A 21933-nucleotide genomic window follows, 5' to 3' on the forward strand; every position below is an offset into this window, starting at 1 on the left:
ATCAATCCCGGGCAAGTGGTGGTGGAAAGCCAGGCGCTTGATGCCCGGCGCCTGACATTATCATCCGGGAGCTACCACCTGGGTCTTGAGCCGCAGGGTTGGGGGCACGCTTTGTAGCGTGTTATTTGTCGCGTGATCCGTGTAGCAGACATAGAGGCAGCAAAAGCGGCACAAAAAAAGCCCCGCGTTTGCGGGGCTTTTATATTTGGCGGTGAGGGAGGGATTCGAACCCTCGATACCTTGCGGTATACACACTTTCCAGGCGTGCTCCTTCGGCCACTCGGACACCTCACCAGATTGTCGTCAACAGCGCACTGGGCAACTCTTGAGGGCGCGTAGAGTACCGGAGGGCGCGGCGGGAGGCAAGCGTCCCGCCGCCGGTTGCTCAGGGTTTGAGCAGTGAAAGCAGGGAGCAAGCCTGATCCACGGCCAACCAGCTGACCAGAGCCACCTGAACCAGGAAGAAGCCGAAGCGGATCTGTACCAGCCAATGGTTTACGCCAACCAGATGGATGATGCTTTGAGCTACGCGGGCGGCGACGATCCAGGGCAGGAGGGTATCGCTGAGTGCGGTGTTGCCGAGCCACAGTGCGGTGGCCACCACGACAATGATAACGCCAAGCAATTCCAGGGTGTTCAGGTAAGCGCGGTGCAGCCGGTTGAGGGGGCAAGCCGGGTTGTAGTGGTAAGGCGGAAACCCGTCGGCTTTGCTTTTGCCGCTCAATACGGCCAGAGAGCGGGCGCTGATCAGCAGGATCAGCAGAAACAATGCCCAGCCCGCGTAGGCAAGCAAGTAAAGGTGAGTGTTAATAATGGTGATGTCAGCAGTCATGGAAGTCCGATCCTCGCAAGATAAAGACCTCGATACTCGCAGACCAGAGTGCCATTGGCACTGGCTCCCTGAGCCAAAATCGCAAGGGTGGCTTTTCCCCGGCGCTGCAGGCGTTGCTCGAAGCGGTTGATGTCGTCGGCACTGGCGGTGGCGGTGATATGCATGCCGCTATCCAGAGGCAACAGGTATTTCAGCCCGGTTTCAACGGCAACCACATCGGCCGTTGCACCTGCCTGCCGCGCCAGCAAGGTGGTAAGGCTCCAGCCGGCCAGGGTTAGCAGGGCCGATTGGCTGCCGGCAAAAAAGGTGCCCTTGTCGTTGTGGTTCGGGGCGAGTGGGGCGCTCACCGTCAGCGCCTGACCATCGAATGCCTCAAGCTGAAAATCCAGATGCCGGGTGAGAGGAATGGCATCACGTACCTGGTCTGCAAGCGCGGCCAGATCCATCATGGCAATTCGCGGATGAAATCGGCCGGGCTGTCGTCTGGCAGGGATTTAAGGCCACTGGCCGGCGTGCCAAGGTACAGATAGGCGACCACCTGGTCCTTGTCGGCGAAGCCCAGCTGTTGTTTTGCCAGATTAGAGTTGGCCAGTGCACCGGTGCGCCACATGGCGCCGATGCCCAGTTCGTAGGCCGCTAGCATCATGTTTTGAACGGCGGCGCCCACTGCCAGTACCTGTTCCCAGACGGGAACCTTGTGATCTTCGGTGACTTCTGCCACCGCAACGATAATGGTGGGCGCACGCAGGGCTTTGCTGCGGGCCTTGTCTTGGCTGCGGCGGTCAGCGTCGGGCTGCTGTTCCAGCAAATTGGCCACCATGATGTCACCCAGTTGTTCAAGCTGGCGATCCTGCAGCACGATAAAACGCCAGGGCCGCAGCAGGCCGTGATCCGGAGCGCGGATGGCGGCACGCAGCAGTATATCGATCTGCTCGTCGCTGGGGCCCGGGGCTTGCAGGCGTGGTGCAGATACACGGGTGGTCAGGGCGGTGAGGGTGTCCATTCAGGGCTCCTATTACAACGGCGCCATGGTAGCCCGAATTGCAGATGAGTCCCAGTTGCAGGGTGTGCCTGTTTTCCGGTGGCCGCGAATAGTGGACCTTTAGTCATCCCAGTCTTTTTTCTTAGAAGGGAAACCGCTAAGCTTCGCAGAAATCGCGTGAAACCGTTCACATGACCTCCATGACGAAAAAGAAAGCTCGCCGCCCCCAGCTGGGCCCCATGGAGCGGGCGCGCCGTCAGGCAAACTATATCCGGCTATTGGCTTTTCTGGTGGCCGCCATGATTCTGATGGCGGGCCTGAAGCTGAACCTGTTTCCCGAGCTATACATGCTGGGGGTGGCGGGACTGCTCATCTATCCCATGTCCGCCCAGGGGGTGTTGTTCCTGTTCGAAAAGCAGGACCGGCCGACCAAAACCGTTCACCAGTTGTTGATGCAGGCTGACGCCATGGTGATTGGGCTGGTCTGCGCCTTGCTGCATTTTTCGCTGGTTCCGGCCATGGTGCTGCTGATTATCGTGCATGCCAATTCCGTTAGCAGTGGGGGGCTCAAACCCTGGCTGCTGAATGTGTTGATGACCGGGGTTGGTGCCCTGCTGATGGGCTGGGCGCTGGGCTTCCAGGTGCTGGAGCCGGAACAGACGCCGGTGCTGTTGTCGGTTATTTCCATGCTTGGGTTGGGCATTTATGTGGGCGCTTCGTCTGCGTTTGCTCACCTACAGGCGCGCTATTTGAAACAGGCCCAGGAGCTGGTGAGGCGCCAGCAGAAGCAGGCGGTGGACATGTCCCGCAAACTGGCCAAGTACCTGCCGCCCCAGGTGTGGGGGTCCCTTTTTTCCGGCAAGCGCGACGCCAAACTGGAAACCCGGCGCAAACGGCTGACGGTATTCTTTTCCGACATCAAGGGTTTTAGCGCCATTTCCGAAGAGTTGTCGTTGGCCACGCTTACCAAGATGCTCAACACCTACCTGAGCGAGATGACCCGTATTGCCCTGCGCCACGGCGGCACCATCGACAAATTTATTGGCGATGCGGTCATGGTGTTTTTTGGTGACCCGAAAAGTGAAGGCGCCCAGGAAGATGCGTACCGGTGTGTGTTGATGGCCATCGAGATGCAGGAACAAATGAAACTGTTGCGCCAGCGCTGGCAGCGCGAAGGTATCGACCACAAGCTGGAAATCCGTATTGGCATCAACACAGGTTATGCCACGGTGGGGAACTTCGGCACCGATTCGCGCATGGATTACACCATTCTGGGCACGGATGTGAACCTGGCCAGCCGACTGGAGTCTGCCTGCCGACCGGGCGGGGTGCTGATCTCGGAGGCGACCCAGGCGTTGGTGAATAATCGGATTCAATGCCGCAGCATGGGCGATATTCAGGTGAAGGGATTTAACCGGCCGATACCGGTGTTCGAGGCGTTGGGTGCCAAACGGGATGCGGGGGCAAAGAACCGTTATGTGTCAGCGCAAACCGATGGCTTTGGCATCCACATTGATCTGGAGCGCATCCGTAATTTCGACAAGAACACGATTTTACGCACCTTGGCTCGCTCGGCCACGGACCTGAAACAGGATAAGCCGGTGGCCGTAGACTATGAAGCGGAAGGCTTTAGCCTGCATGTGAAAAGCGACACCCTGAAAAAGCGGGATCGTGAAAAGGTCATAGATATGATGGGCCGCGCCGCGAAAAAAGTGCAGACCGAGGTGCGAGTCTGAGCTACAAGCTTGAAAAGGAAAACCAGGAAAGTTCCTCGGTTTCCCTTTTCAACTTTTCACTTTGAACTTTCAACGGATCTTTCGCGGGCAGGGCGGTCGCCGTGTGGCCGCGCCGCCAACCCGCGTTGCAGCGTGTGGCTTGAAGCTTGTCGCTGCTTTTATCTCCTTGGTGCCGTAGGTCGGCTTAGGCGTAGCCGTAAGCCGACATTCAACTGATGTACTAATTAAGCGGAAACGCCGCCCAGTTGTCTGCCCAGGTTTGCGCGCTGCCTGGGCGCATGGCGCCGAGGTAATCCGCTGCTTCATCCCAGAACTCTCCCTGCGGAATGGCCGTGGCGCCATTGCGGGCCGGAGAGCGTGAGGTGGGCGCAAAATCCGGGTGGCTGGTGCTGGTGGCATCGCGGGTAAGCAGCGGGTCGGTGCCAAATTGGGCGCCCACGGAACGGTTCTGGAAATAACGACGCTCGTCGAAACCGTTGTCATCATCATTGTCCATGTTTTCTGCGTCGAAGAACGTCAGGCCCCGGCTGCCAATTTTGTGCACCATCAGGCTGTTGAACGTGAGTTCGCCTTCCTCAATACGGCGCACGGTCTCGCCGCCTTTCAGGTCGATGGTCTCGCCGGAGAAACCATCAATAATCATGTTATTGAAATGCCCACCAGTGCCGACTTTGAGGGTCATCGCACGGTGGTATTTTTCATGGCTGCGCGGGCTGATCAGGGTCACGTTATACATGACTGGTGCAGAAATGGGCGTGGCATCCGGGTTGGCCTTAAGGTTGTCGCCTTCAAACGCGTTGTCACCCACGTTGGCATGCTGCTGCACCACCAGGAACTGTACCCGCCCGCGCCATCCCATATCCCAGTCCAGTGAGTCATCCGCCGCACCGGTGATAATGATGTGTTTGAGATCCACTGTGCCCCCGAACACTTCGATGCCATCGTCCAGCGCACGGTGTACCTGCACATTGCGAACAATAGTGTTGCTGCCACAGCCGCCCAGGGTCAGGCCGTTCAGCTCATTGTTGGCGTAGACCTCGAAGCCAGCAAATTCGACACGGGTGTATTCCATCACACCGCAGGAGCTGTCCGCATCGCTGCCACCGAACGCGCCGCGGGTATCGCCGTCGGGGATGCCTTCAATGTGTGCGTTGGCCACGTTGACCGGTGCGCTGCCGAGCATCACCACTCCACCCCAGTCACCGGCGGTACGGGTGCCCTCAGGCTGGGTGCTGGTGAAGACAATGGGAGCGGTTTCCTGGCCACGGGAGAACAGGGTCGCGTCGCGGGTAATGACCAGGGCGGATCCGGGTTTGCCTTCAATACGAGTGCCTGGCTCGATGGTCAGGCTGCCGCCGGCTTCCACATAGACAATGCCATCCAGTACCCAGGTGGTGCCGGCATGCCAGGTGTTCTGCCCAAACAGAGAGCCTTTGATGGTCTGCTGACCGGCAATTAACTGGCGTACCGGGTTATAGGCAAAATATCCCGTGATGCACAGTACCGCGAGGGCCAGTCCCAGCCAGGCATACATGCCTGACGGTTGGCCGGTGGTTGTGTGTCGGCTGCCCAGGGTTTCCGCAATATCCGGGTTGGTGAGTGTGGTCGGCAAGCTGGCAGAGGGGCGTTTGTGGAGCAACACACCGTCCCGGTTGGCCTCCTGGAGTTTCAGCCCCAGTGCCCGGATTTTTCGGTTGTCACTTTGAATGGCGCGGGTAATGATTTCCGCTCGGTAGACCGGGTCGTTCAACAGCGTGTTGAAATGAACAAACCGCAGACTGCTGTCATTTTCCTGATCAAAGTTTTGTTTAAGCTGCCACAACAATTCGACCAATTGTGCACGCGGTGATGAAACTGCATCGACCATACATCCCCCCAAACGGATATCACGCAATCACCAGAAGGGGGGCAGTGTGTAAAATAAATATGACAGTAGGGTGAAACAAGCTACAAGCTTGGATAGGGACGCGGGGAACGTTCCCGGGTTTTCCTTTTCAACTTTTCACTTTGAACTGGTTTTTCGCGGGCCGGGCGGTCACCGTGTGGCACCGCTTCCAACCCGCGTTGTAGCTTGAGGCTTGCTGCTTGCAGCTGCTTTTATTTCCCCAAAATGGCGTCCGCCCCTTTCTCGGCAATCATCACCGTTGGTGCATTGGTGTTGCCGCCAATCAAGGTCGGCATGATGGAGGCATCGATAACCCGCAGGCCTTCCAGTCCGTGTACGCGCAGTTCCGCGTCTACTACCGCCATGTCATCACTGCCCATTTTGCAGGTGCCCACGGGGTGATAGATGTTGTCGCACTTTTGGCGCAGGAAATCGCGGATTTCTTCATCACTCTGCGTGTCCTTGCCCGGGAAGATTTCTTCACCGCGCCAGTCATTCAGAGCTTGTTGGGCCATGATCGTGCGCAGTGCCTTCACGCCACGAACCATGCCTTCCATGTCGTCCGGGTGCTCCAGGAAGTGGGGATCGATCAGGGCCGGTGAGCGTGGGTTGGCATCACGCAGGGTGATGTTGCCGCGGCTTTTTGGGCGCAGGATACAAACGTGACCGGAGTAGCCATAGCCCATGCTGAACAGGGTATTCAGGCCGTGGTTGTCCAGCTTGGCAGCAGTCAGGTGCAGTTGCAGGTCAGGAATCGTTTCTTCCGGGCGGGATTTAATAAAGCCGCCTGCTTCCGCCACATTGGAGGTGAGCTGACCATTACGGCGGTAGAAGAAATTGAAGATGCCTTTCAAGCCGGTGGTGAGTAGCGCACCGGGCGCCAGGCTAAGGGTGTCCTTGCGCAGGCTCTTGTGTACCACTAGGGCATCCGGGTGATCCTGCAGGTTTTCGCCGACACCGGGCAGGTCATGAACCAGCGGGATGTTGTGTTCGGCCAGCTCGGCAGCCGGGCCCACGCCGGACAGCTTCAGCACTTGCGGCGAATTGATGGCGCCACCGGACAGAATGACTTCGTTATCGGCTTTCAGGGTGCGAATCTGGCCGTTGTGTTCTACTTCCACACCGATGGCACGCTTGCCTTCGAACAGGATGCGATTGACCAGCGCATTGGTGAATACGGTCAGGTTGGGGCGGTCCATCACCGGGTGCAGATAGGCCTTTGACACCCCGCAGCGCTCACCGTCCTTCTGGTTAACCTTGTACATGCCCACGCCTTCCTGGACATCATTGTTGAAGTCGTCAGTGGCGGGGTGGCCGGCTTCCACACCGGCCTTGATGAACGCACTGCTCACCGGGTGGGTGAAACGCAGGTCGGCAATGTTCAGCTTGCCGCCGGTGCCATGGAAGGGGCCTTCGCCACCTTCATAATGCTCAGAGCGTTTGAAAACAGGGAGTACGTCGTCAAAGCCCCAGCCCTTGTTGCCCAGGGCCGCCCAGTGGTCGTAGTCCGATTGGTGGCCACGGGTATAGCACATGGCGTTGACGGCGGAGGAGCCGCCCAGGGTCTTCCCGCGAGGAATATAGAGCTGGCGATTATTCAGGGCCTTCTGCGGTACGGTGTAGTAGCGCCAGTTACGCGCGTTGGAACGCATCATCAGAATGATGCCCGCAGGAAGCCGAATGAACAGGCTGTTATCGGCGGGGCCGGCTTCGAGCAGGCATACGCGATTATTCGGATTCTCGGAAAGGCGGTTGGCGAGTACGCAGCCGGCAGAACCGGCGCCGACAATGATGTAATCAAACTGCATGGTGTCTGCCTTCGGCTAATGGCACAGTAAACAGCGTATTTTAGGAATTCGGGCCATGAAAACGAGGTTTGTTTGTGACCGGCGAGTCCAATGTATACCACCTTGGCTGATGCTGTCTTTGGTTCTAATGCCTGCTCTGGCCGTTTCGGCAGCGCCGCAGGGTTGGCGGGAAGTGGTATTCGAGGGGCATACAAAGTACCGGCAAGTGGATGGTTGCTGGCATGCTCTTGCGCAGGGTACGGCTTCCGGGCTAGTGCGCGAACAAGAGGTGGACCTTAATCAGACACCATGGCTTACCTGGCAATGGCGGGGCGAGGTCACGCCGCGCTGGTCTGATTCCCCGGAGCAAAGTAAAGGGGGGGACGATTTTCAGGCGCGCGTGTACGTGGTGAAAAAAGGCGGGCTGCCTTGGCGGACGCGGGCCATCAACTATGTCTGGTCCCGTGATGCTGAGCCCGGCGCCCATTGGCCCAACCCGTTCGCCAGCCAGGCCGAGATGGTGGTGGTGCAGGGGCCGGGTGGCACCGGCGCCTGGCACCGATTCACGCGCAATGTGCAGGCAGACTTTAAGCGCTTCCATGGCATTGAGGTGGATACAGTGGATGCTGTGGCCATCATGACGGATGGCGATAATACCGGCACCCGGGTGTCGAGCTGTTATCGTTTGCCCGTGTTTCGAGCCGATGCGCCGGATCAGCGAGAGTGAAGAAACGGATAAACGACAAACAAAGGTGGATAAAGGAGTGTAAAGACAGTTGCGGCAATCACCGCGAGCTGTTTATTATTTATTCAATCCGGTGTCTGTGATTAGCCTGTCGAGGCAGGGTTAATCAGAGATAACCGGATAAAGGCGCTGCCATCGTGTTCATGCACAGCCACAGGCCATTCACTTTTCTCCGCCGGTATCTACCGGACGGTGCCCCTGCCTCTCCCTGTTCCTTCCCTTGCTGTCGACTCTTGTGTCGCAGAATCGTCACTACTTCCGTTTATATCTGGCCTGATCACATTGCTGAGGTTGCCCATGAGTGAACGTATTTTGCGATTGGATAAAGCCGGTACACCGGTCGAGTGGCTCGACTGGCAAATGGCTGCCACCCTTTATGCGCGAGGGTTAGTGACCTGGACGCTGGGGGATGTGGTTTACCGGCTGCACGGTGGCACCAGCCGCCTCACCGGCACCCGTTCTTGCCTGTCGCTGCATTCGATCATTGCCTGCGATGGCATGACCCACAACCACAAACGCCTGGCCCCGCCATTGACGAACCGGGCGTTGTTCCGGCGCGACCAGCACCTGTGCCTGTATTGCGGCAAGCCGTTCCCTGAAAACGTGCTCACCCGCGACCACATCGTGCCTACCTCGCGCGGTGGCAGGGACCGCTGGCTGAATGTGGTATCGGCCTGCCGGCGCTGCAATCAGCGCAAGGGCAGCCATAGCCTGGATGATATCGAGATGGAATTGCTGGCGCTGCCGTATGTGCCCAACATGGCCGAATACTTGGCCCTGATTAATAGCCACCGTATTCGCGGCGACCAAATGGCGTTCCTGCGTAGCCAGTTTGGTAAAGAAAGCCGGCTTTTGTAAAACAGAATGTAAAAATGCGCAGGGCTAAATTGGGTTTATTGATCTCGCACAAGTTGCATTCACTATTTTTCACTTTGCCTTGATATAGATTCAGATAGACTGGGATCAAGCACGTTATCGCCCAGGGGACAGTCCATTCGCTACATTATCTTTTTGCTCTGCTTTTTTATTGCTACCGCCGCTGCGGCCGCGGTAGAGAGTCGATCTGAATCCAAAACCGCCGCCTTTTACTACGGCCCTGATATTCCATGGTCTTCCTTAGCCGTGTACGACTTTCCTGTGGTGGAGCCAGACCAGGCCAGCGGCGTGCCGGAGGCTAATCGGGACGATTCGTTCTATGCCTATGTGAGTTTGGGTGAAGTGCTTGCTCAGCGGCACTATTTTGCCGGCCTGGACAAAGCCTGGTTGTTGGGCAAAAACCCGGATTGGGGCTCGTTCATTCTTGACCAATCGTCCGCTGAGTTGCGCCGTTATTTTATTGATGCGGTGATTGAGCCGCTGTGGAAGCAGGGTTACCGGGGGTTTTTCCTCGACACGCTGGACAGCTATCAGCTGGTGGCGGAAGACGAGACCGCGAGAAAGCGTCAGCGCGAGGGGCTGGCCGCATTGATTAACGCCATTGCCGAGCGTCATCCGCAAGCGGGCTTTATCTTTAACCGTGGTTTCGAACTGATGCCACTGGTGCAGGCGCGGGTGGACGCGGTTGCGGCAGAATCTCTCTATCAGCGCTGGCTGCCGGGTAAAGACCAATATACGGCGGTCCCTGAGTCGGACCGGGAATGGCTGCTGAATCAATTCAAGCAGGTCCGTGAGCGTTATGGCGTCAGCACTATCGCTATCGATTATGCGCCGCCTGCGGAACGGGATCAGGCGCGCAAAATAGCCAGCGACATTGCCCGGCACAACGTGATTCCCTGGGTCACTAATCCGGCGCTGGACATGATGGGCGTGGGTGAACTGGAAATCATGCCGCGTGAGGTGTTGCTGGTGTATGGCGGCAGCGAGGAACGCACCTGGGAGTTGACCGATGCGGTGCGCTACGGGCTGATGCCACTGCAGTTTCAGGGCCTGGTGCCGGATATCCGTGCGATTGATGCGCCCATGCCGGCCGGCACGTTGGCCGGTCGTTATGCGGGCATTGTGATTTGGCTGGAAGATTCGGAAGTGGCCAGCGATGGTTTCGAGGATTGGCTGACTCAGCAGAAAGAGGCTGGCGTGCCTATTTTGATGCTGGGTTATCCCGCTGTGGATCCTCAGGGCCCTCATGCTCAAGATTTCGGTTTTGAATCACGTAATACCCCAGCGAGCCCCCCGCAGATTGTGTCTCAGCACCCGGATATGGGCTTTGAGGTCCCGCTGCCGAAACTGCTGGAGTTATCTTCGCCGCTGGATAACGACAACGCGACGCCCTGGCTGAAATTACGCAGCGAGAACCAGACGTTTACCCCCGCGGCGACAACCCCCTGGGGCGGTTATGCCTTCCAGCCTTTTCTGATTCGCTCCGTGTTGCCCGGTGTAGAGGGCGATGGCATGGACCGTTGGGTGTTGAACCCGCTCAGTTTCACCCGTGAAGCACTGCAATTGCCGGTCATGCCTATTCCAGACGTGACCACCGAGAACGGACGCCGGCTGCTGTTTGCGCACATGGATGGCGATGGCTTCCCCAGTTTGGCCGAAGTAGAAGGGTACCGGGGGCAGGCGGATGCCCTGGTTCTGCTGGATGAAATTCTCGAGAAGTTTGATATTCCCACCACCATTTCCGTGATCGAAGGGGAAGTGGCTAGCGATGGGTTGTACCCGAAAATGGCTCCGGAGCTGCAGCGCATTGCCCGGGCCATGTTTGCACTGCCCCATGTGGAAGCCGCGACGCACACCTATTCACACCCTTTCTTCTGGTATGACGCTCAGGAAAATCCGGGCGAGCTGTACGGGCCGGAGGGCCAGCTGCGGTTGCCGATACCGGATTACCGCATGGACCCGGTGCGGGAAGTGGTGGGCTCGGCAAACTATATTGAGCGCGAGCTGTTGCCGCCGGGCAAGAAGACCCGCATGGTGCTGTGGAGCGGTGACACCATTCCTACGCCCGAAGCGCTGAAAGCGGCCCGCGAAGGCGGCCTGTTGAACATGAACGGTAGCGATACGACCATTACCAACAGTGCGCCCACCTGGACACTGGTGAAGGGCATTGGTATCCCGAAAGGGGATGAATACCAGGTCTACGCGCCGAACCAGAATGAAAATATCTATACCAATGAATGGACCGGCCCTTTCTATGGTTTTGAGCGAGTCATCGAAACCTTCAAGCTGACCGAAAGCCCTCATCGCTTCAAGCCCGTGGATATTTACTACCACACCTATATCGCCAGCAAGAATGCGTCACTGGAATCATTGCGGCGGGTATATCAGTGGGCCAGTGATCAGCCGTATTTCCCGCTGTTTGCGTCGGACTATAGCCGCAAGGTGCTGGACTTCAATGACATGGTGATTGCCCGCCGGGGCGATCAATGGTGGATTCAGGGCAATGGCCAGCTACGTACGTTACGTTTGCCGGACGAGTTGGCCTTTCCTGCGTTACCAGACAGTACCGGTGTCGCTGGATACCGCGATGACAAACCGGGGCGCTATGTGCATTTGAGCGGTGCTGGCGCCCATTGGCGAGGCCAGGCATCCAGCGATAAGGACAACCGGGTGCCCTATTTGCAGCAGGCGAATGGCCGGCTGACGGCTTTTTCCCGCGATGGGCGCCGGCTGCGTTTTTCCCTGGCGGCCATGGCGCCGCTGGAGTTTACCTTGGGCAATGCTCGCGGGTGTACGCTGTCTCATCAGGGACAAACACTGAAACCCGTCGGCAGGGAAGGCCGGCTATATCACTACAGGAGTGCGGCGCGTGAGCTCAACGAGCTACGGCTACAATGTCCGCACTGAACGGTTGCGGGTTGTCGGTCTACCGGAATTATTTGCCTTTCTGATTCTCATCGGCGTGGTCTGCTGGATGGTATTCCCGCGGGATCTGTCCTCGTCACTGCGCAGCGCGCGGCTGGACGCGGTGACGTTCAGTTATATGCAAGCCTGGCTGAAAGCCAAGCCGGATGATTACGAGCTGCGTCTGTTGATGGCGCGGGAACTGATTCTGCAAGGTAACTTTGTGGCCGCGGATGAACAGCTGAGCGTGGTAACCCGCGACAGCAATGGTCGCTATGACACCCAGATTGCCTGGCTGGAATTGCGCCGGGATTTTACCCGTTTGATGGCCATTGAGCCGGATAATCGCGGCGGCACCATGCTTGAGCATGAAACCCTGACCCGTTTACGGGCGATTGACTGGGCCGCCCTGAACAGTGAAGAACGTATTCGTTTCGCCGAAATGGCGTTGGCTATGGGCAGCGTGGACCTGGCGGTGCAAGCGTATCGCCGGTTGGCAAACAGTGCGGCTAACCCCAGCCAGTGGCACGTAAAAGCGGCGAAAGTGTTGCTTGCTCATGGGCGTTATTCTGAATCTGCGGATGCGTACATTGCGGCTATGGATTCGCGTGGAAACTACACGGTGCGTAAACGCTATTTCCTCGCTGCACTCAATGCACTGCAATCAGGTAGCCTGCATCGTAAGGCATTGCGTCTGGCTCAGAACCGCGAGCGCGCCTTCTATAACGATAAGGACGTGTTGTACCGCTTGATGGCCCTGGCGCAGGCCGGCGGCAACATGCCCCTGGCCGAGCACTATGCGGTGTTGTTGCTGGACCTGCCGGCACTGGAGGGAAGCCGATGAGCTGCCGTCCACTAATGCGACGATGGCTCCATATAGCCATTTTCTCGCTCGCGCTGTCTGCGGTGCCGCTCGCCCATGCGGATACGCCGTCACCCTATGTAGAGCGATACTACGACCGTAGCTATCAAGTGTTCGTAGGCTCGGGTAATTTGATTCGCGCCCGCCAGGTGGCAGAAAACGCGCTTTACTGGCGCCCGGATGATGAACGCTGGTGGCGTCGCCTGGCACAGGTCTCTCGCTGGCAGGGCGATCCGGAAACGTCCCTGAAAGCCTGGCGACAGGTGGCCCTGCGCAGTAATGATACGGAAGCCTGGAAGCAGGTTCTGGTGTTGGCGCCGCTGACCTACAGCAATCGCCTGGCGCTGCGCGCCAACAAAGCGCTGTTGAGCGCATCCCCCTACGATGCGGATATTATTGCCACCATCAGTGAGCAGTATGAGCTGTTAGGCCAGCCGGATGAGGGCCTGCGTTTCTTCGCAGACTGGCGCCGGCGTTACCCCAGTAAAGCGGCATTGCGAGAAATGCAGCGGCTCGCCTTGAACCAGGGCGACGATGTGCGGGCCGCGCGTTATTCCCGCGAGTACATGGACCGCTTTGGTCCGGAAGAAGCCATGGCCGCCCAGGCGGCGGACCTGTTCTGGTTGGATGGCCAGCGCGAGAAAGCCCTGCAGGATCTGAACCGCGACGCCAGTGGTTTGCCATATTCGCCGGCGTTGTCCCGCCGCATCGCGGTGATGGCCGGAGAGTTGAGTGAGTGGGACCTGGCCCTGGACCGTTACCAGCAGCTGGTGGACCACAACGACGATCAGATTACCGATTTGTACCATTACATCACGCTAGCCCGTTATTACCGCCCGGATCGCGTGGCGTCACTGATGGACCGGGCCTGGCAGAAAAACCGTAATCCGCAATTTGCTCTGGGGGCGTTGTACCAGCTGGAATCTCGCCGTGATGATCAGGCCATTGACGCCTTCCTGGCGGGCTTGAGTGACGAGCAATGGCAAACCCTGATACAGAATCCGGAATTTCTGCGTTTCTATGCCAACCTGCAATTGCGTCGCGGCGACCCGCAAGCCGCGCAGCGCTGGTTGCAGAAAGCGCTGGCCTTGAATGGCACTGATCGGGAAACCCGGATTAGCTGGATGTGGCTGCTGATCGCCACCGGCCAGGACCGGGAGCTGCGACAGGCTTTGGTTACCTGGGAAGGCGCAACCCGTTCGGATCGGCGCTACTGGGAAGTGCTGTCGGCGTCGCATATGGCGCTGGGTAATGCGCAGCAGGCGCTGCGCTATGAAACCGAATTGTTGAAAACCGCCCGCCAGAACTGGGAACGCCAGTGGTATTACGCCCAGGCGTTGATTGCCACCGGCCGCAACGGTCAGGCCTGGCCGGTGCTGCGGCACCTGAAGGAGCAATTGCCCTTGACGGTCGAGCCGCAAAAGCAGGCCATTTACCGGGATATGCAATTGACGCTGAGTCTGCTATTTGACGATGGCGATACGTCGCTGAAGCTGGCCCGTGCGCAAACCCAAGGCATGGACAGTGACCCGGTGGCCCGGGCCGAGTGGTTGGCGCAATGGGCGATCGGGCAGTCAGAGCCTTTACTGGCCCAGAGCTGGTATTTGCGTAAACAGCAGGCGGAAGGGGCGCTCAAAGCCGGTTCGGCACTGGCTTTTGCATTGGTGCAGGATGACCTGGACGCGGTGGCGCAGATCCGTGAGCAGTATCAGGGCCAGCTTACGTTGTCCGAGCAGCTGGAAGCTCAGGTGCGCTTGGATGAGCCGCGTCGCGCCGCCAATACTTTTATGGCCATCCAGTCTGGGTCACCGGAACTGGCCGGCAGCAATAACTTGCAGGAAAGTCTGCTGTTGCCCACGGCCCGTTCCTCACAGGTCCATATTGAGCAGCGCCGTCTGGGGGCGCTGGATATTCAGGACCTGCAGTTTGTGCAGTACCAGCCGCTCAGTGACTTTACCCAATTGTCGGTGGAGGCCCGTCAGCGCAATTTCAGCAGCAATGATGATGAACTGCTGCAGATTAGTGATGACGAGCAGCGCCTGTCGATGGCGTTGGCTTACCAGCGCGAACGGTTCCGTAGCCGCCTGGAGCTGGGCCAGCGTGACCTGTTGGGCAACAGCGAAACCATGGCGGACCTGGAACTGGGCGCCAACTGGACCCGATACTGGTCCGGTAGCCTGAATTACCAATGGCGGATGCCGGCGGATGAGTCGTCCCTGCTGATTCTCGGTGCGTCGCGCACGGGCAGCCAGTGGCTGCTGAACTGGACGCCATCCTCGACCTGGCAAAGCAGTGTGGATTGGGCTAACTATGATTATCAGGATCTCAATGATAGTGATCTGGGTAGCGGTAGCATTATCAATGCTCAGAGCACGTGGCGTCCCTGGTTGTCACGCTTCTCTCCCGGGGTACGGGTGAGGCATACCCAGGCGGACTTTACTGCCGGTGAAGACAGTATGGCGGAAGTGCGTGCCTTGCTGCCGCCCGGTGCACAGACCTTGCCACTCCCGGAGGATTACCACGAGTCAGAAGTGGTGCTCTTGCTGGGCCAGCCGGATGTGCATATTCGCCCGCACCGTTTACAGGGTTGGGCAGAAATCGGTTACAGCCATAACAGCCTCTCGGGGGCGGGTTTTACCGGCCGCTTCGGGGTGGAGGGGCCGCTGATCGGCCGGGATGAATGGAAGCTGTATGCAGAACAACAGCTCAATAGTGGGGGTAGTGGTGAAGACAGCTACCGCTTCGGGCTGCAATATAGAGTTTATTACTAGGAGTGAATCCAATGAGACTGAGCATTCCGCTACTGGGATCCTTGCTGTTAGCCACCGTGCTGGCCGGGTGTACCCATGTTCGCAGCAGCCAGGATGTGGAATTGTCCGGCGAGGGCAACTGGCTGGTTCTGCCGATGGTTAACCGTACCGCGACCCCCCAGGCGGGTTTGCGAGCGGCGGCGATTGTGGAATCCGTGCTGTACCGCCATGGCGTGGACACCGTAACTCGCTACCCGGAAAGCGATAACGAAGGGGTGTTGTTTGAAGGCACCTCGGCGGCCAATCGCAAGAAAATGAACCAGTGGGTTGCGTCACAATCAGCCCAATATGTGGTCAGCGGAGTGGTTCACGAGTGGCGCTATAAAACCGGTGTCGATGGTGAGCCCGCGGTGGGTGTCATGATTGAAATCCGCGAATTGCCGGAAGGCCGCATTGTTTACAGTGGCACCGGTTCCCGGGCGGGCTGGGCGCGTGACTCACTGAGTGAAACCGGACAGAAGGTCATCGACAAATTGCTCGCCCCGGTGGTGCAGTAATGCTTGAGCGGATCAGCAACGGCAAGCTGGCGCCGCTATTTATGCCCCAGCCAAGGGTGCTGTGGTCGATGTGCGAATCAGTAATCCTGATGGCCCTGGCTGTAGGTATCGGCCTTTGGTTGCGTCATGAGGATCCGTTGACCCTTGTCGGTACGTTCCGGTGGGTGTTGCTGGTGCCTATATTGCTGGCGCTGCGTTATGGCAGTTTGCTTGGCGTGTTCGGCATGCTGTGCCTGGTGGGCAGCTGGTTTGCTCTCAAGTTTTTCGGTTTTTATGCCGGGCTGAGCTTTCCTGAGGCCACCATGCTCGGTGGTTTCGTGATTATTCTTGTCTGCGGCGAGTTCGCAGATATGTGGCGCGTGAAGTTGATGCGGGCGGAGAGTGCGGCCAGTTATGCACTGGAGCGCTTGCAGAACCTGACGCAGCGCTATGTGCTGCTGCGCCTCTCCCATGACCGGTTGGAAGAGAACCTGCTGATCAAGCCGTATACCGTGCGCGATGCGTTGGTGCGGTTACGTGATCTGACTCTGGATGAAAGTGACAAGGTGCGTCTTCCGGCGGCGGATGATCTGATTCACATGTTGGCCGAATATTGCCAGCTGCAGCGTGCCGCGCTTTATCGGGTGGTGGATGGCCAAATAGACGATGAGCCCGCTGCCCAACTGGGTGAAATGCGTCCACTGGAGCGCAACAATGCTTTGCTCCAGCATGCACTGGAGAACCAGCTGCTGGCCCATATCCAGCAACACGACCATGACAGTAATTACCACGGCCAATACCTGGTTGCGGCACCGATCATCAACAGCGGCGGCGCGCTCATCGGGGTGATGGTGATTGAACGCTTGCCGTTTCTGTCCATCAATTATGAAAACCTGCAATTGCTGTCCGTGCTGCTCAACTTCTATGCGGACGTGGTGCACGCCGGCGATGAAGTCGATGACATGCTGGATCGTTGGCCGACCATGCCGTTCCGGATCGCCAGTGAACTGGCGGCACTGGTGCGCTTGCGAGAGGGTGGCCGGGTGGACACATCGCTGACGCTGTTTGTCGCTGACGACAGTGAGCAGGCAGGCCTGATTCTGGACGCGCTGGCCCGCGGCTTGCGCAGCCTGGATTTGGCCTGGTGGGTCAACGATAACGTGTTGATGATCATGATGCCGATGACCGGGGAATCCAGCCTGGAAGGCTTTGTACTGCGCACCGAGAAATGGCTGGCAGAGGAGTATGCATTCATGAGCCTGCGTCAAGCCGGGGTGCAGTTTTATTATCGTCACCTGGATCAACGTGAAGGGATGGAGCAGGTGGCCGAGCTTCTGGAGGCGTCGAGTGTCTAGCCTCAAGCTGCTTATCTATGCGATCAGTGCGGAGATCGCCTCCCTGCTGTTGCTGTTGAGCAGACAGGCAGACCTGTCCCTGTTCGTGCTGTATCTGCTCTCTCACGGGCTAGCGTCGGCGCTGTTGTCTGTTGTGGCCTGGGGGCTGTTGCCGCCACGTTTCAGAACACCAAAAATTCTTTCCTGGGTGCTGATTTTTTCCTTTGCGTTTTTTATTCCGGCGGTGGGGCTAATCACCATTCTGGGTGGGGTCGCCTTGGGTATCTGGCTGCCGGCGTTGTTTCGAGACAAGCCTTTCGGGCTGGTGGATCAGCCTTATTTTACCCCGGTCCAGGTCAACAGCACGGCCGGCTTTCGACAAATCGACCTGAAAAGCCTGCTGACCACGTCAAAGGCGCCTAATGCCTTGCGAGTGCAGGGGATGCTGGTGCTCAAGGATATGCCCGCCAAGGTAACCGGCAACCTGTTGCGCCATACGTTGGGCGATTCCTTTGAAGACTTGCGGCTGCTGGCTTACGGGATTCTCGATCAGAAAGAAAAGGAAATCACCCGGGGTATCGAACGGGCCTTGCACTTGTTGGAGCGGGCCAAGGAATCGCGCCGTTACCGTTTGGCCCGTCGCCTGTCCGAACTGTATTGGGAGCTCAACTATCAGGATCTGGTACGCGGGGATATCCGTACCCTGACCTTGGAACGGGCGGCATTCTATGCCGATATGGGCTTGATGGAAGCGCCGGAAGATGCGGGTTTGTGGTTGTTGCGCGGTCGCATTCAGCTAACTCAGGGAGAAATGGGAGAAGCACACCAATCCATGACCTTTGCCCGTCGCCTGGGGTTGTCTGCAGCGAAAGTGAACCCCTGGCTTGCCGAGATTGCCCTGCAGCGCCGGCAAATACCGTTGGTGCGGCTGTTGATGCGCGAAATTACCGATGACAGCCAGTTCACCCAACTCAATAAATCCGTTGAATTCTGGAGGGCCTATGAGCCTGCCACGGGCGGATAGCGCCGATATCTGTTTATTACTGGAAGGCACTTTCCCCTATGTGAGTGGCGGCGTGTCCAGTTGGGTAAACCAGATCATTCGGGGTTTTCCCGAATATACCTTTGCCTGCTGTTTTGTGGGTAGTCGCCCGGAAGACTACGGCGAGATGAAGTACGAGCTGCCGGATAACGTGGTGCACCTGGAGGTGCATTACCTGCACAACTTTCAGCGTGGGGAGCAAAAACGTTCCTTAAAGGGCAATCGCAAGGCCTATGCCGACCTGCGCCGTTTCCATGAAATGGTGAAAGAAGGCATTCACTCCAGAGAACGTAGCGAGTTGTTTAGCCGCATCGTTACCCATCTGGGGGAAGGTGAGGATTATTCCGAACAGTCCTTCCTGCACAGCCGGGCCAGCTGGGATTACATCGCTGAAGCGTATCGCGACTTCAGCCGGGATCCGTCCTTTGTGGATTATTTCTGGACCATTCGCATCATGCATTCGCCCATCTGGGTGCTTAATGATATTGCCGACAATCTGCTGCCGGCAAAGATGTATCACACCATCTCCACCGGCTATGCGGGTTTTCTCGGTGCCATGCTCAAGCGCCGTACCGGCAAGCCGTTGCTGCTGTCCGAGCATGGTATTTATACCAAGGAGCGCAAGATCGACCTGTTCCAGAGCGAATGGATCAGCGATAACCGTGGCCTGGTGGAAAAAAACAATTCTGAAATGGCGTATTTCCGCGAGAAATGGGTGAATTTTTTCACCGAGCTGGGCCGTGAGTGCTATCAGGCGTCGGACCGCATCGTGGCGCTCTACGAGCGCAACCGCGAACGGCAGATGGAAGATGGCGCGCCGCCGGACCGCACCCTGAATATTCCCAATGGCATCGACCTGCCACGGATGCAAAAAGTCCGCGCTGCCCGCGGTGAGGCGATTCCGCCGGTGGCCTGCCTGATTGGCCGGGTGGTGCCCATCAAGGATGTGAAAACCTTCCTGCGCGCCATGCGCACCTTGGTCAACGTATTGCCGGAAGCCGAAGGCTGGATCGCCGGCCCGGAAGACGAGGACAAGGAATACGCCAAGGAATGCCACGGCCTGGTGGCCAGCCTGGGGCTGGAAAAAAATGTGAAGTTTCTGGGTTTCCAGAAAATTGATGAGTTGTTACCGAAAGTCGGCGTGATCGTGCTCAGCTCCATCAGTGAGGCGTTACCGTTGGTGTTGCTGGAGGGCTTTGCTGCTGGTGTGCCGGCGGTTTCTACCGATGTGGGCTCCTGCCGTCAGTTGATTGAAGGCCTGGGTGAAGATGATCAGGCCTATGGAAAAGCCGGTGAAGTGGTGGGTATTGCCGATCCGGAAGCGTTGGGCAATGCCGTGGCCGCGCTATTGAAAGACAAGGACGCCTGGCTGCAGGCGCAGCAGGCGGGCATTCGACGTGTGGAGAACCTGTACACCCAGGAAATGATGTTTGGCGCGTACCGCGACTTGTATCAATCGCTGGTGAGTGACACGGCTACAGGCAGCCAGCAAGAAAGCACCGACCGATACCGGGAGGGAAGCCACTAATGGCCGGCATTGGTTTTGAACTGCGTCGATTACTGCGCAAGGACACCCTGCTTGGTCTGATCCGGGCCTATGCCTATGCCGGTGTAATCAGTTCCGGCCCCTGGGTGTTATCGATTATCGGTATTCTGATTATCGGTATTTTCAGCCTGGGTATGGTGGTGCCGGATGCCTCGGTCACACAGTTCCAGGTGACGGTGACCTATCTGATTGCCATCAGCCTGATCCTGACCGGCATCGTGCAACTGGCGTTTACCCGCTTCTGTGCGGACCGCTCGTTTGAAAATCGTGAAGATCTGATCTTGCCCAACTTTGGTGGCGTCACTGTACTGGTGACGATTATCGCCGGTGTACTGGCGTTACCGGCGGCCATGTTCCTGTTTCCTGGGCAGAGTGTGCTGTTCCGGGTGCTGCTGATTGCCTGTTTTGTGGTGCTGAGTAACATCTGGATTGCCACGGTTTTTCTGTCTGGTATGAAGCAGTACAAGGCGATTTTGCTGCTCTACGCGCTGGGCTACACCATCACAGTGATGGGAGCCCTGATGTTGCGGTTTCTGGACCTGGATGGTCTGTTGTTGGGCTTTCTTCTTGGGCAAGTCACACTGCTGGCGGGCATGCTGGTACTGATTGTGCGGGGCTACCCGGCCGAGAGCATCGTCTCGTTTGATATGTTCGGCAAAAAATACCTGTATCCCAGCCTGATGCTGGTGGGTTTTTTCTATAACGCCGGGGTATGGGCCGACAAAGCCATGTTTTGGTTTTACGACGGTACCGGTAGCGATGTGATTGGGCCGCTGCGGGCGTCGCTGATCTACGATATTCCGGTATTTCTGTCCTATCTGTCGCTGATCCCCGGCATGGCCGTGTTTCTGGTGCGTATGGAAACGGATTTCGTCGAATATTATTCCAATTTCTATGACGCCGTTCGTGAAGGGGGCTCGCTCTCGTACATCGAAGACATGCGTAACCAGATGGTCTTTGTCATTCGTCAGGGCATCTTCCAGATTCTCAAGATTCAGGCGATCTCGGCGCTGGTGATCATGGTAGCGGGCGCGCAGATCTTTAACGCCCTGGGGATTTCAGAACTGTACTTGCCATTGCTCAAAGTGCAGTTGGTTGCGACGGCCCTGCAGGTGGTGTTCCTCGCCATCATCAACGTGTTCTGTTACCTGGATCAGCGTCGCATGCTGGTCTTGCTAACGGGGCTGTTCTTTGTGCTCAACGTGATCTTTACCGGCATCAGCCTGTACTTGGGGCCCCAGTTCTTCGGTTTTGGCTTCCTGCTGGCGTTGGCGGTGTGTGTGCTGCTGGGCCTGTGGCTGGTCAGCCGCAAAATGGCAGAGCTGGAATATTCCACCTTTATGCTTAACTGATTAGCGGGATATGCCCTTGGCTAAATTCCATGTCTGTAGGTCGTGTTAGGCGTAGCCGTAACCCGACACCTGGCCTTGTTGGTAGGGGTAAACGGTCAATGTCGGATTACGCCTTTCAGGCTAATTCGACCTACCGGGCTGACCGGTTTTGGGGTTCGTACCTCAAGAGTTTGTAGGTCGTGTTAGGCGCAGCCGTAACCCGACATCTGGCTTTGTTGGTAGCGGTAAACGGTCAATGTCGGATTACGCCTTTCAGGCTAATTCGACCTACCGGGCTGACCGGTTTTGGGGTTCGTACCTCAAGAGTTTGTAGGTCGTGTTAGGCGTAGCCGTAACCCGACATCTGGCTTTGTTGGTAGGGGTAAACGGTCGATGTCGGATTACGCCTTTCAGGCTAATTCGACCTACCGGGCTGACCGGTTTTGGGTTCGTACCTCAAGAGTTTGTAGGTCGTGTTAGGCGTAGCCGTAACCCGAATCTGGCTTTGTTGGTAGGGGTAAACGGTCGATGTCGGATTACGCCTTTCAGGCTAATTCGACCTACCGGGCTGACCGGTTTTGGGGTTCGTACCTCAAGAGTCTGTAGGTCGTGTTAGGCGTAGCCGTAACCCGACATATGGCTTTGTTGGTAGGGGTAAACGGTCAATGTCGGATTACGCCTTTCAGGCTAATTCGACCCACCGGACTGACCGGTTTTGGGGTTCGTACCTCAAGAGGTACGCCTACAGCGGTTTTATGGAAAGCGTGTCGCGGCCGCAGAGCGGC

The 21933-nt window shown here is 57.6% G+C and carries 16 protein-coding genes and 1 tRNA gene; 11 read left to right on the top strand and 6 right to left on the bottom strand.

Features of this window, described 5'->3' with window-relative positions; all coding sequences use genetic code 11:
• Positions 1 to 206: 206 nt before the first annotated feature.
• The 4 genes from ABNH18_RS02245 to ABNH18_RS02260 all read right to left on the bottom strand — a co-directional run bounded on the left by ABNH18_RS02245 (position 207) and on the right by ABNH18_RS02260 (position 1835).
• Positions 207 to 294: transfer RNA gene (locus tag ABNH18_RS02245), tRNA-Ser, on the bottom strand.
• Positions 295 to 385: 91 nt separating this feature from the next.
• Positions 386 to 832: an MAPEG family protein gene (locus ABNH18_RS02250; protein ID WP_349381250.1), complete on the bottom strand. Its 447-nt coding sequence runs from the start codon at positions 830 to 832 to the stop codon at positions 386 to 388.
• Positions 829 to 1281 carry a YiiD C-terminal domain-containing protein gene (locus ABNH18_RS02255; RefSeq protein WP_349381251.1) on the bottom strand — a complete coding sequence of 151 codons (453 nt, stop codon included), beginning with the start codon at positions 1279 to 1281 and terminating at the stop codon, positions 829 to 831. The genes ABNH18_RS02250 and ABNH18_RS02255 overlap by 4 nt, the downstream gene beginning before the upstream one ends.
• Positions 1278 to 1835 carry a nitroreductase family protein gene (locus ABNH18_RS02260; protein WP_349381252.1) on the bottom strand — a complete coding sequence of 186 codons (558 nt, stop codon included), beginning with the start codon at positions 1833 to 1835 and terminating at the stop codon, positions 1278 to 1280. The genes ABNH18_RS02255 and ABNH18_RS02260 overlap by 4 nt, the downstream gene beginning before the upstream one ends.
• 179 nt (positions 1836 to 2014) lie before the next feature.
• Between ABNH18_RS02260 and ABNH18_RS02265 the strand changes: the two genes are divergently transcribed.
• Positions 2015 to 3550, top strand: coding sequence for an adenylate/guanylate cyclase domain-containing protein (locus ABNH18_RS02265; RefSeq protein ID WP_349381253.1), 1536 nt, complete (start codon positions 2015 to 2017; stop codon positions 3548 to 3550).
• A gap of 220 nt (positions 3551 to 3770) precedes the next feature.
• Here the strand turns inward: ABNH18_RS02265 and ABNH18_RS02270 are convergent, their stop codons facing one another.
• Together ABNH18_RS02270 and ABNH18_RS02275 are read right to left on the bottom strand one after the other, a co-directional pair.
• Positions 3771 to 5417: a beta-helix domain-containing protein gene (locus ABNH18_RS02270; RefSeq protein WP_349381254.1), complete on the bottom strand. Its 1647-nt coding sequence runs from the start codon at positions 5415 to 5417 to the stop codon at positions 3771 to 3773.
• A gap of 230 nt (positions 5418 to 5647) precedes the next feature.
• Complete coding sequence (locus tag ABNH18_RS02275) at positions 5648 to 7243, bottom strand: GMC family oxidoreductase (protein ID WP_349381255.1); 1596 nt, start codon at positions 7241 to 7243, stop codon at positions 5648 to 5650.
• A 55-nt stretch (positions 7244 to 7298) separates the two neighbouring features.
• On the opposite strand from ABNH18_RS02275, the gene ABNH18_RS02280 reads away from it, so the two are divergent.
• The 10 genes from ABNH18_RS02280 to pelG all read left to right on the top strand — a co-directional run bounded on the left by ABNH18_RS02280 (position 7299) and on the right by pelG (position 21169).
• Positions 7299 to 7949: a DUF3047 domain-containing protein gene (locus ABNH18_RS02280; RefSeq protein ID WP_349381256.1), complete on the top strand. Its 651-nt coding sequence runs from the start codon at positions 7299 to 7301 to the stop codon at positions 7947 to 7949.
• 315 nt (positions 7950 to 8264) lie between these two features.
• Positions 8265 to 8825 carry an HNH endonuclease gene (locus ABNH18_RS02285; protein ID WP_349381257.1) on the top strand — a complete coding sequence of 187 codons (561 nt, stop codon included), beginning with the start codon at positions 8265 to 8267 and terminating at the stop codon, positions 8823 to 8825.
• Positions 8826 to 9089: 264 nt separating this feature from the next.
• Positions 9090 to 11750, top strand: a complete 2661-nt coding sequence (locus ABNH18_RS02290; RefSeq protein ID WP_349381258.1) for an endo alpha-1,4 polygalactosaminidase — start codon at positions 9090 to 9092, stop codon at positions 11748 to 11750.
• Positions 11713 to 12591 carry a tetratricopeptide repeat protein gene (locus ABNH18_RS02295; protein ID WP_349381259.1) on the top strand — a complete coding sequence of 293 codons (879 nt, stop codon included), beginning with the start codon at positions 11713 to 11715 and terminating at the stop codon, positions 12589 to 12591. The genes ABNH18_RS02290 and ABNH18_RS02295 overlap by 38 nt, the downstream gene beginning before the upstream one ends.
• On the top strand, positions 12588 to 15380 hold the full coding sequence (locus ABNH18_RS02300) for a tetratricopeptide repeat protein (RefSeq protein ID WP_349381260.1): 2793 nt from the start codon (positions 12588 to 12590) through the stop codon (positions 15378 to 15380). The genes ABNH18_RS02295 and ABNH18_RS02300 overlap by 4 nt, the downstream gene beginning before the upstream one ends.
• An 11-nt stretch (positions 15381 to 15391) precedes the next feature.
• A complete protein-coding gene (locus ABNH18_RS02305; RefSeq protein ID WP_349381261.1) occupies positions 15392 to 15916 on the top strand; it encodes a hypothetical protein in 525 nt (174 codons plus the stop codon).
• Positions 15916 to 17250, top strand: a complete 1335-nt coding sequence (locus tag ABNH18_RS02310; protein WP_349381262.1) for a PelD GGDEF domain-containing protein — start codon at positions 15916 to 15918, stop codon at positions 17248 to 17250. Before ABNH18_RS02305 ends, ABNH18_RS02310 begins: the two co-directional genes overlap by 1 nt.
• The gene (locus ABNH18_RS02315) at positions 17243 to 18253 is read left to right on the top strand and encodes a hypothetical protein (RefSeq protein WP_349381263.1); all 1011 of its coding nucleotides are present in this window, start codon (positions 17243 to 17245) and stop codon (positions 18251 to 18253) included. The genes ABNH18_RS02310 and ABNH18_RS02315 overlap by 8 nt, the downstream gene beginning before the upstream one ends.
• Positions 18231 to 19799: a GT4 family glycosyltransferase PelF gene (gene pelF, locus ABNH18_RS02320; RefSeq protein WP_349381264.1), complete on the top strand. Its 1569-nt coding sequence runs from the start codon at positions 18231 to 18233 to the stop codon at positions 19797 to 19799. Before ABNH18_RS02315 ends, pelF begins: the two co-directional genes overlap by 23 nt.
• A complete protein-coding gene (pelG, locus tag ABNH18_RS02325; protein ID WP_349381265.1) occupies positions 19799 to 21169 on the top strand; it encodes an exopolysaccharide Pel transporter PelG in 1371 nt (456 codons plus the stop codon). The genes pelF and pelG overlap by 1 nt, the downstream gene beginning before the upstream one ends.
• The last annotated feature ends 764 nt before the right edge of the window (positions 21170 to 21933 follow it).

The organism is Alcanivorax sp. (assembly GCF_040118815.1).
Lineage (GTDB): Bacteria > Pseudomonadota > Gammaproteobacteria > Pseudomonadales > Alcanivoracaceae > Alcanivorax.

What these genes read in the sequence shown, in the direction of transcription:
- ABNH18_RS02255 (WP_349381251.1), bottom strand. Translation starts at nt 1,281, where the DNA reads ATGATGGATCTGGCCGCGCTTGCAGACCAGGTACGTGATGCCATTCCT.
- ABNH18_RS02280 (WP_349381256.1), top strand. Translation starts at nt 7,299, where the DNA reads ATGAAAACGAGGTTTGTTTGTGACCGGCGAGTCCAATGTATACCACCT.
- ABNH18_RS02285 (WP_349381257.1), top strand. Translation starts at nt 8,265, where the DNA reads ATGAGTGAACGTATTTTGCGATTGGATAAAGCCGGTACACCGGTCGAG.
- pelG (WP_349381265.1), top strand. Translation starts at nt 19,799, where the DNA reads ATGGCCGGCATTGGTTTTGAACTGCGTCGATTACTGCGCAAGGACACC.
- ABNH18_RS02250 (WP_349381250.1), bottom strand. Translation starts at nt 832, where the DNA reads ATGACTGCTGACATCACCATTATTAACACTCACCTTTACTTGCTTGCC.
- pelF (WP_349381264.1), top strand. Translation starts at nt 18,231, where the DNA reads ATGAGCCTGCCACGGGCGGATAGCGCCGATATCTGTTTATTACTGGAA.
- ABNH18_RS02305 (WP_349381261.1), top strand. Translation starts at nt 15,392, where the DNA reads ATGAGACTGAGCATTCCGCTACTGGGATCCTTGCTGTTAGCCACCGTG.
- ABNH18_RS02275 (WP_349381255.1), bottom strand. Translation starts at nt 7,243, where the DNA reads ATGCAGTTTGATTACATCATTGTCGGCGCCGGTTCTGCCGGCTGCGTA.
- ABNH18_RS02265 (WP_349381253.1), top strand. Translation starts at nt 2,015, where the DNA reads ATGACGAAAAAGAAAGCTCGCCGCCCCCAGCTGGGCCCCATGGAGCGG.
- ABNH18_RS02260 (WP_349381252.1), bottom strand. Translation starts at nt 1,835, where the DNA reads ATGGACACCCTCACCGCCCTGACCACCCGTGTATCTGCACCACGCCTG.
- ABNH18_RS02310 (WP_349381262.1), top strand. Translation starts at nt 15,916, where the DNA reads ATGCTTGAGCGGATCAGCAACGGCAAGCTGGCGCCGCTATTTATGCCC.
- ABNH18_RS02270 (WP_349381254.1), bottom strand. Translation starts at nt 5,417, where the DNA reads ATGGTCGATGCAGTTTCATCACCGCGTGCACAATTGGTCGAATTGTTG.
- ABNH18_RS02300 (WP_349381260.1), top strand. Translation starts at nt 12,588, where the DNA reads ATGAGCTGCCGTCCACTAATGCGACGATGGCTCCATATAGCCATTTTC.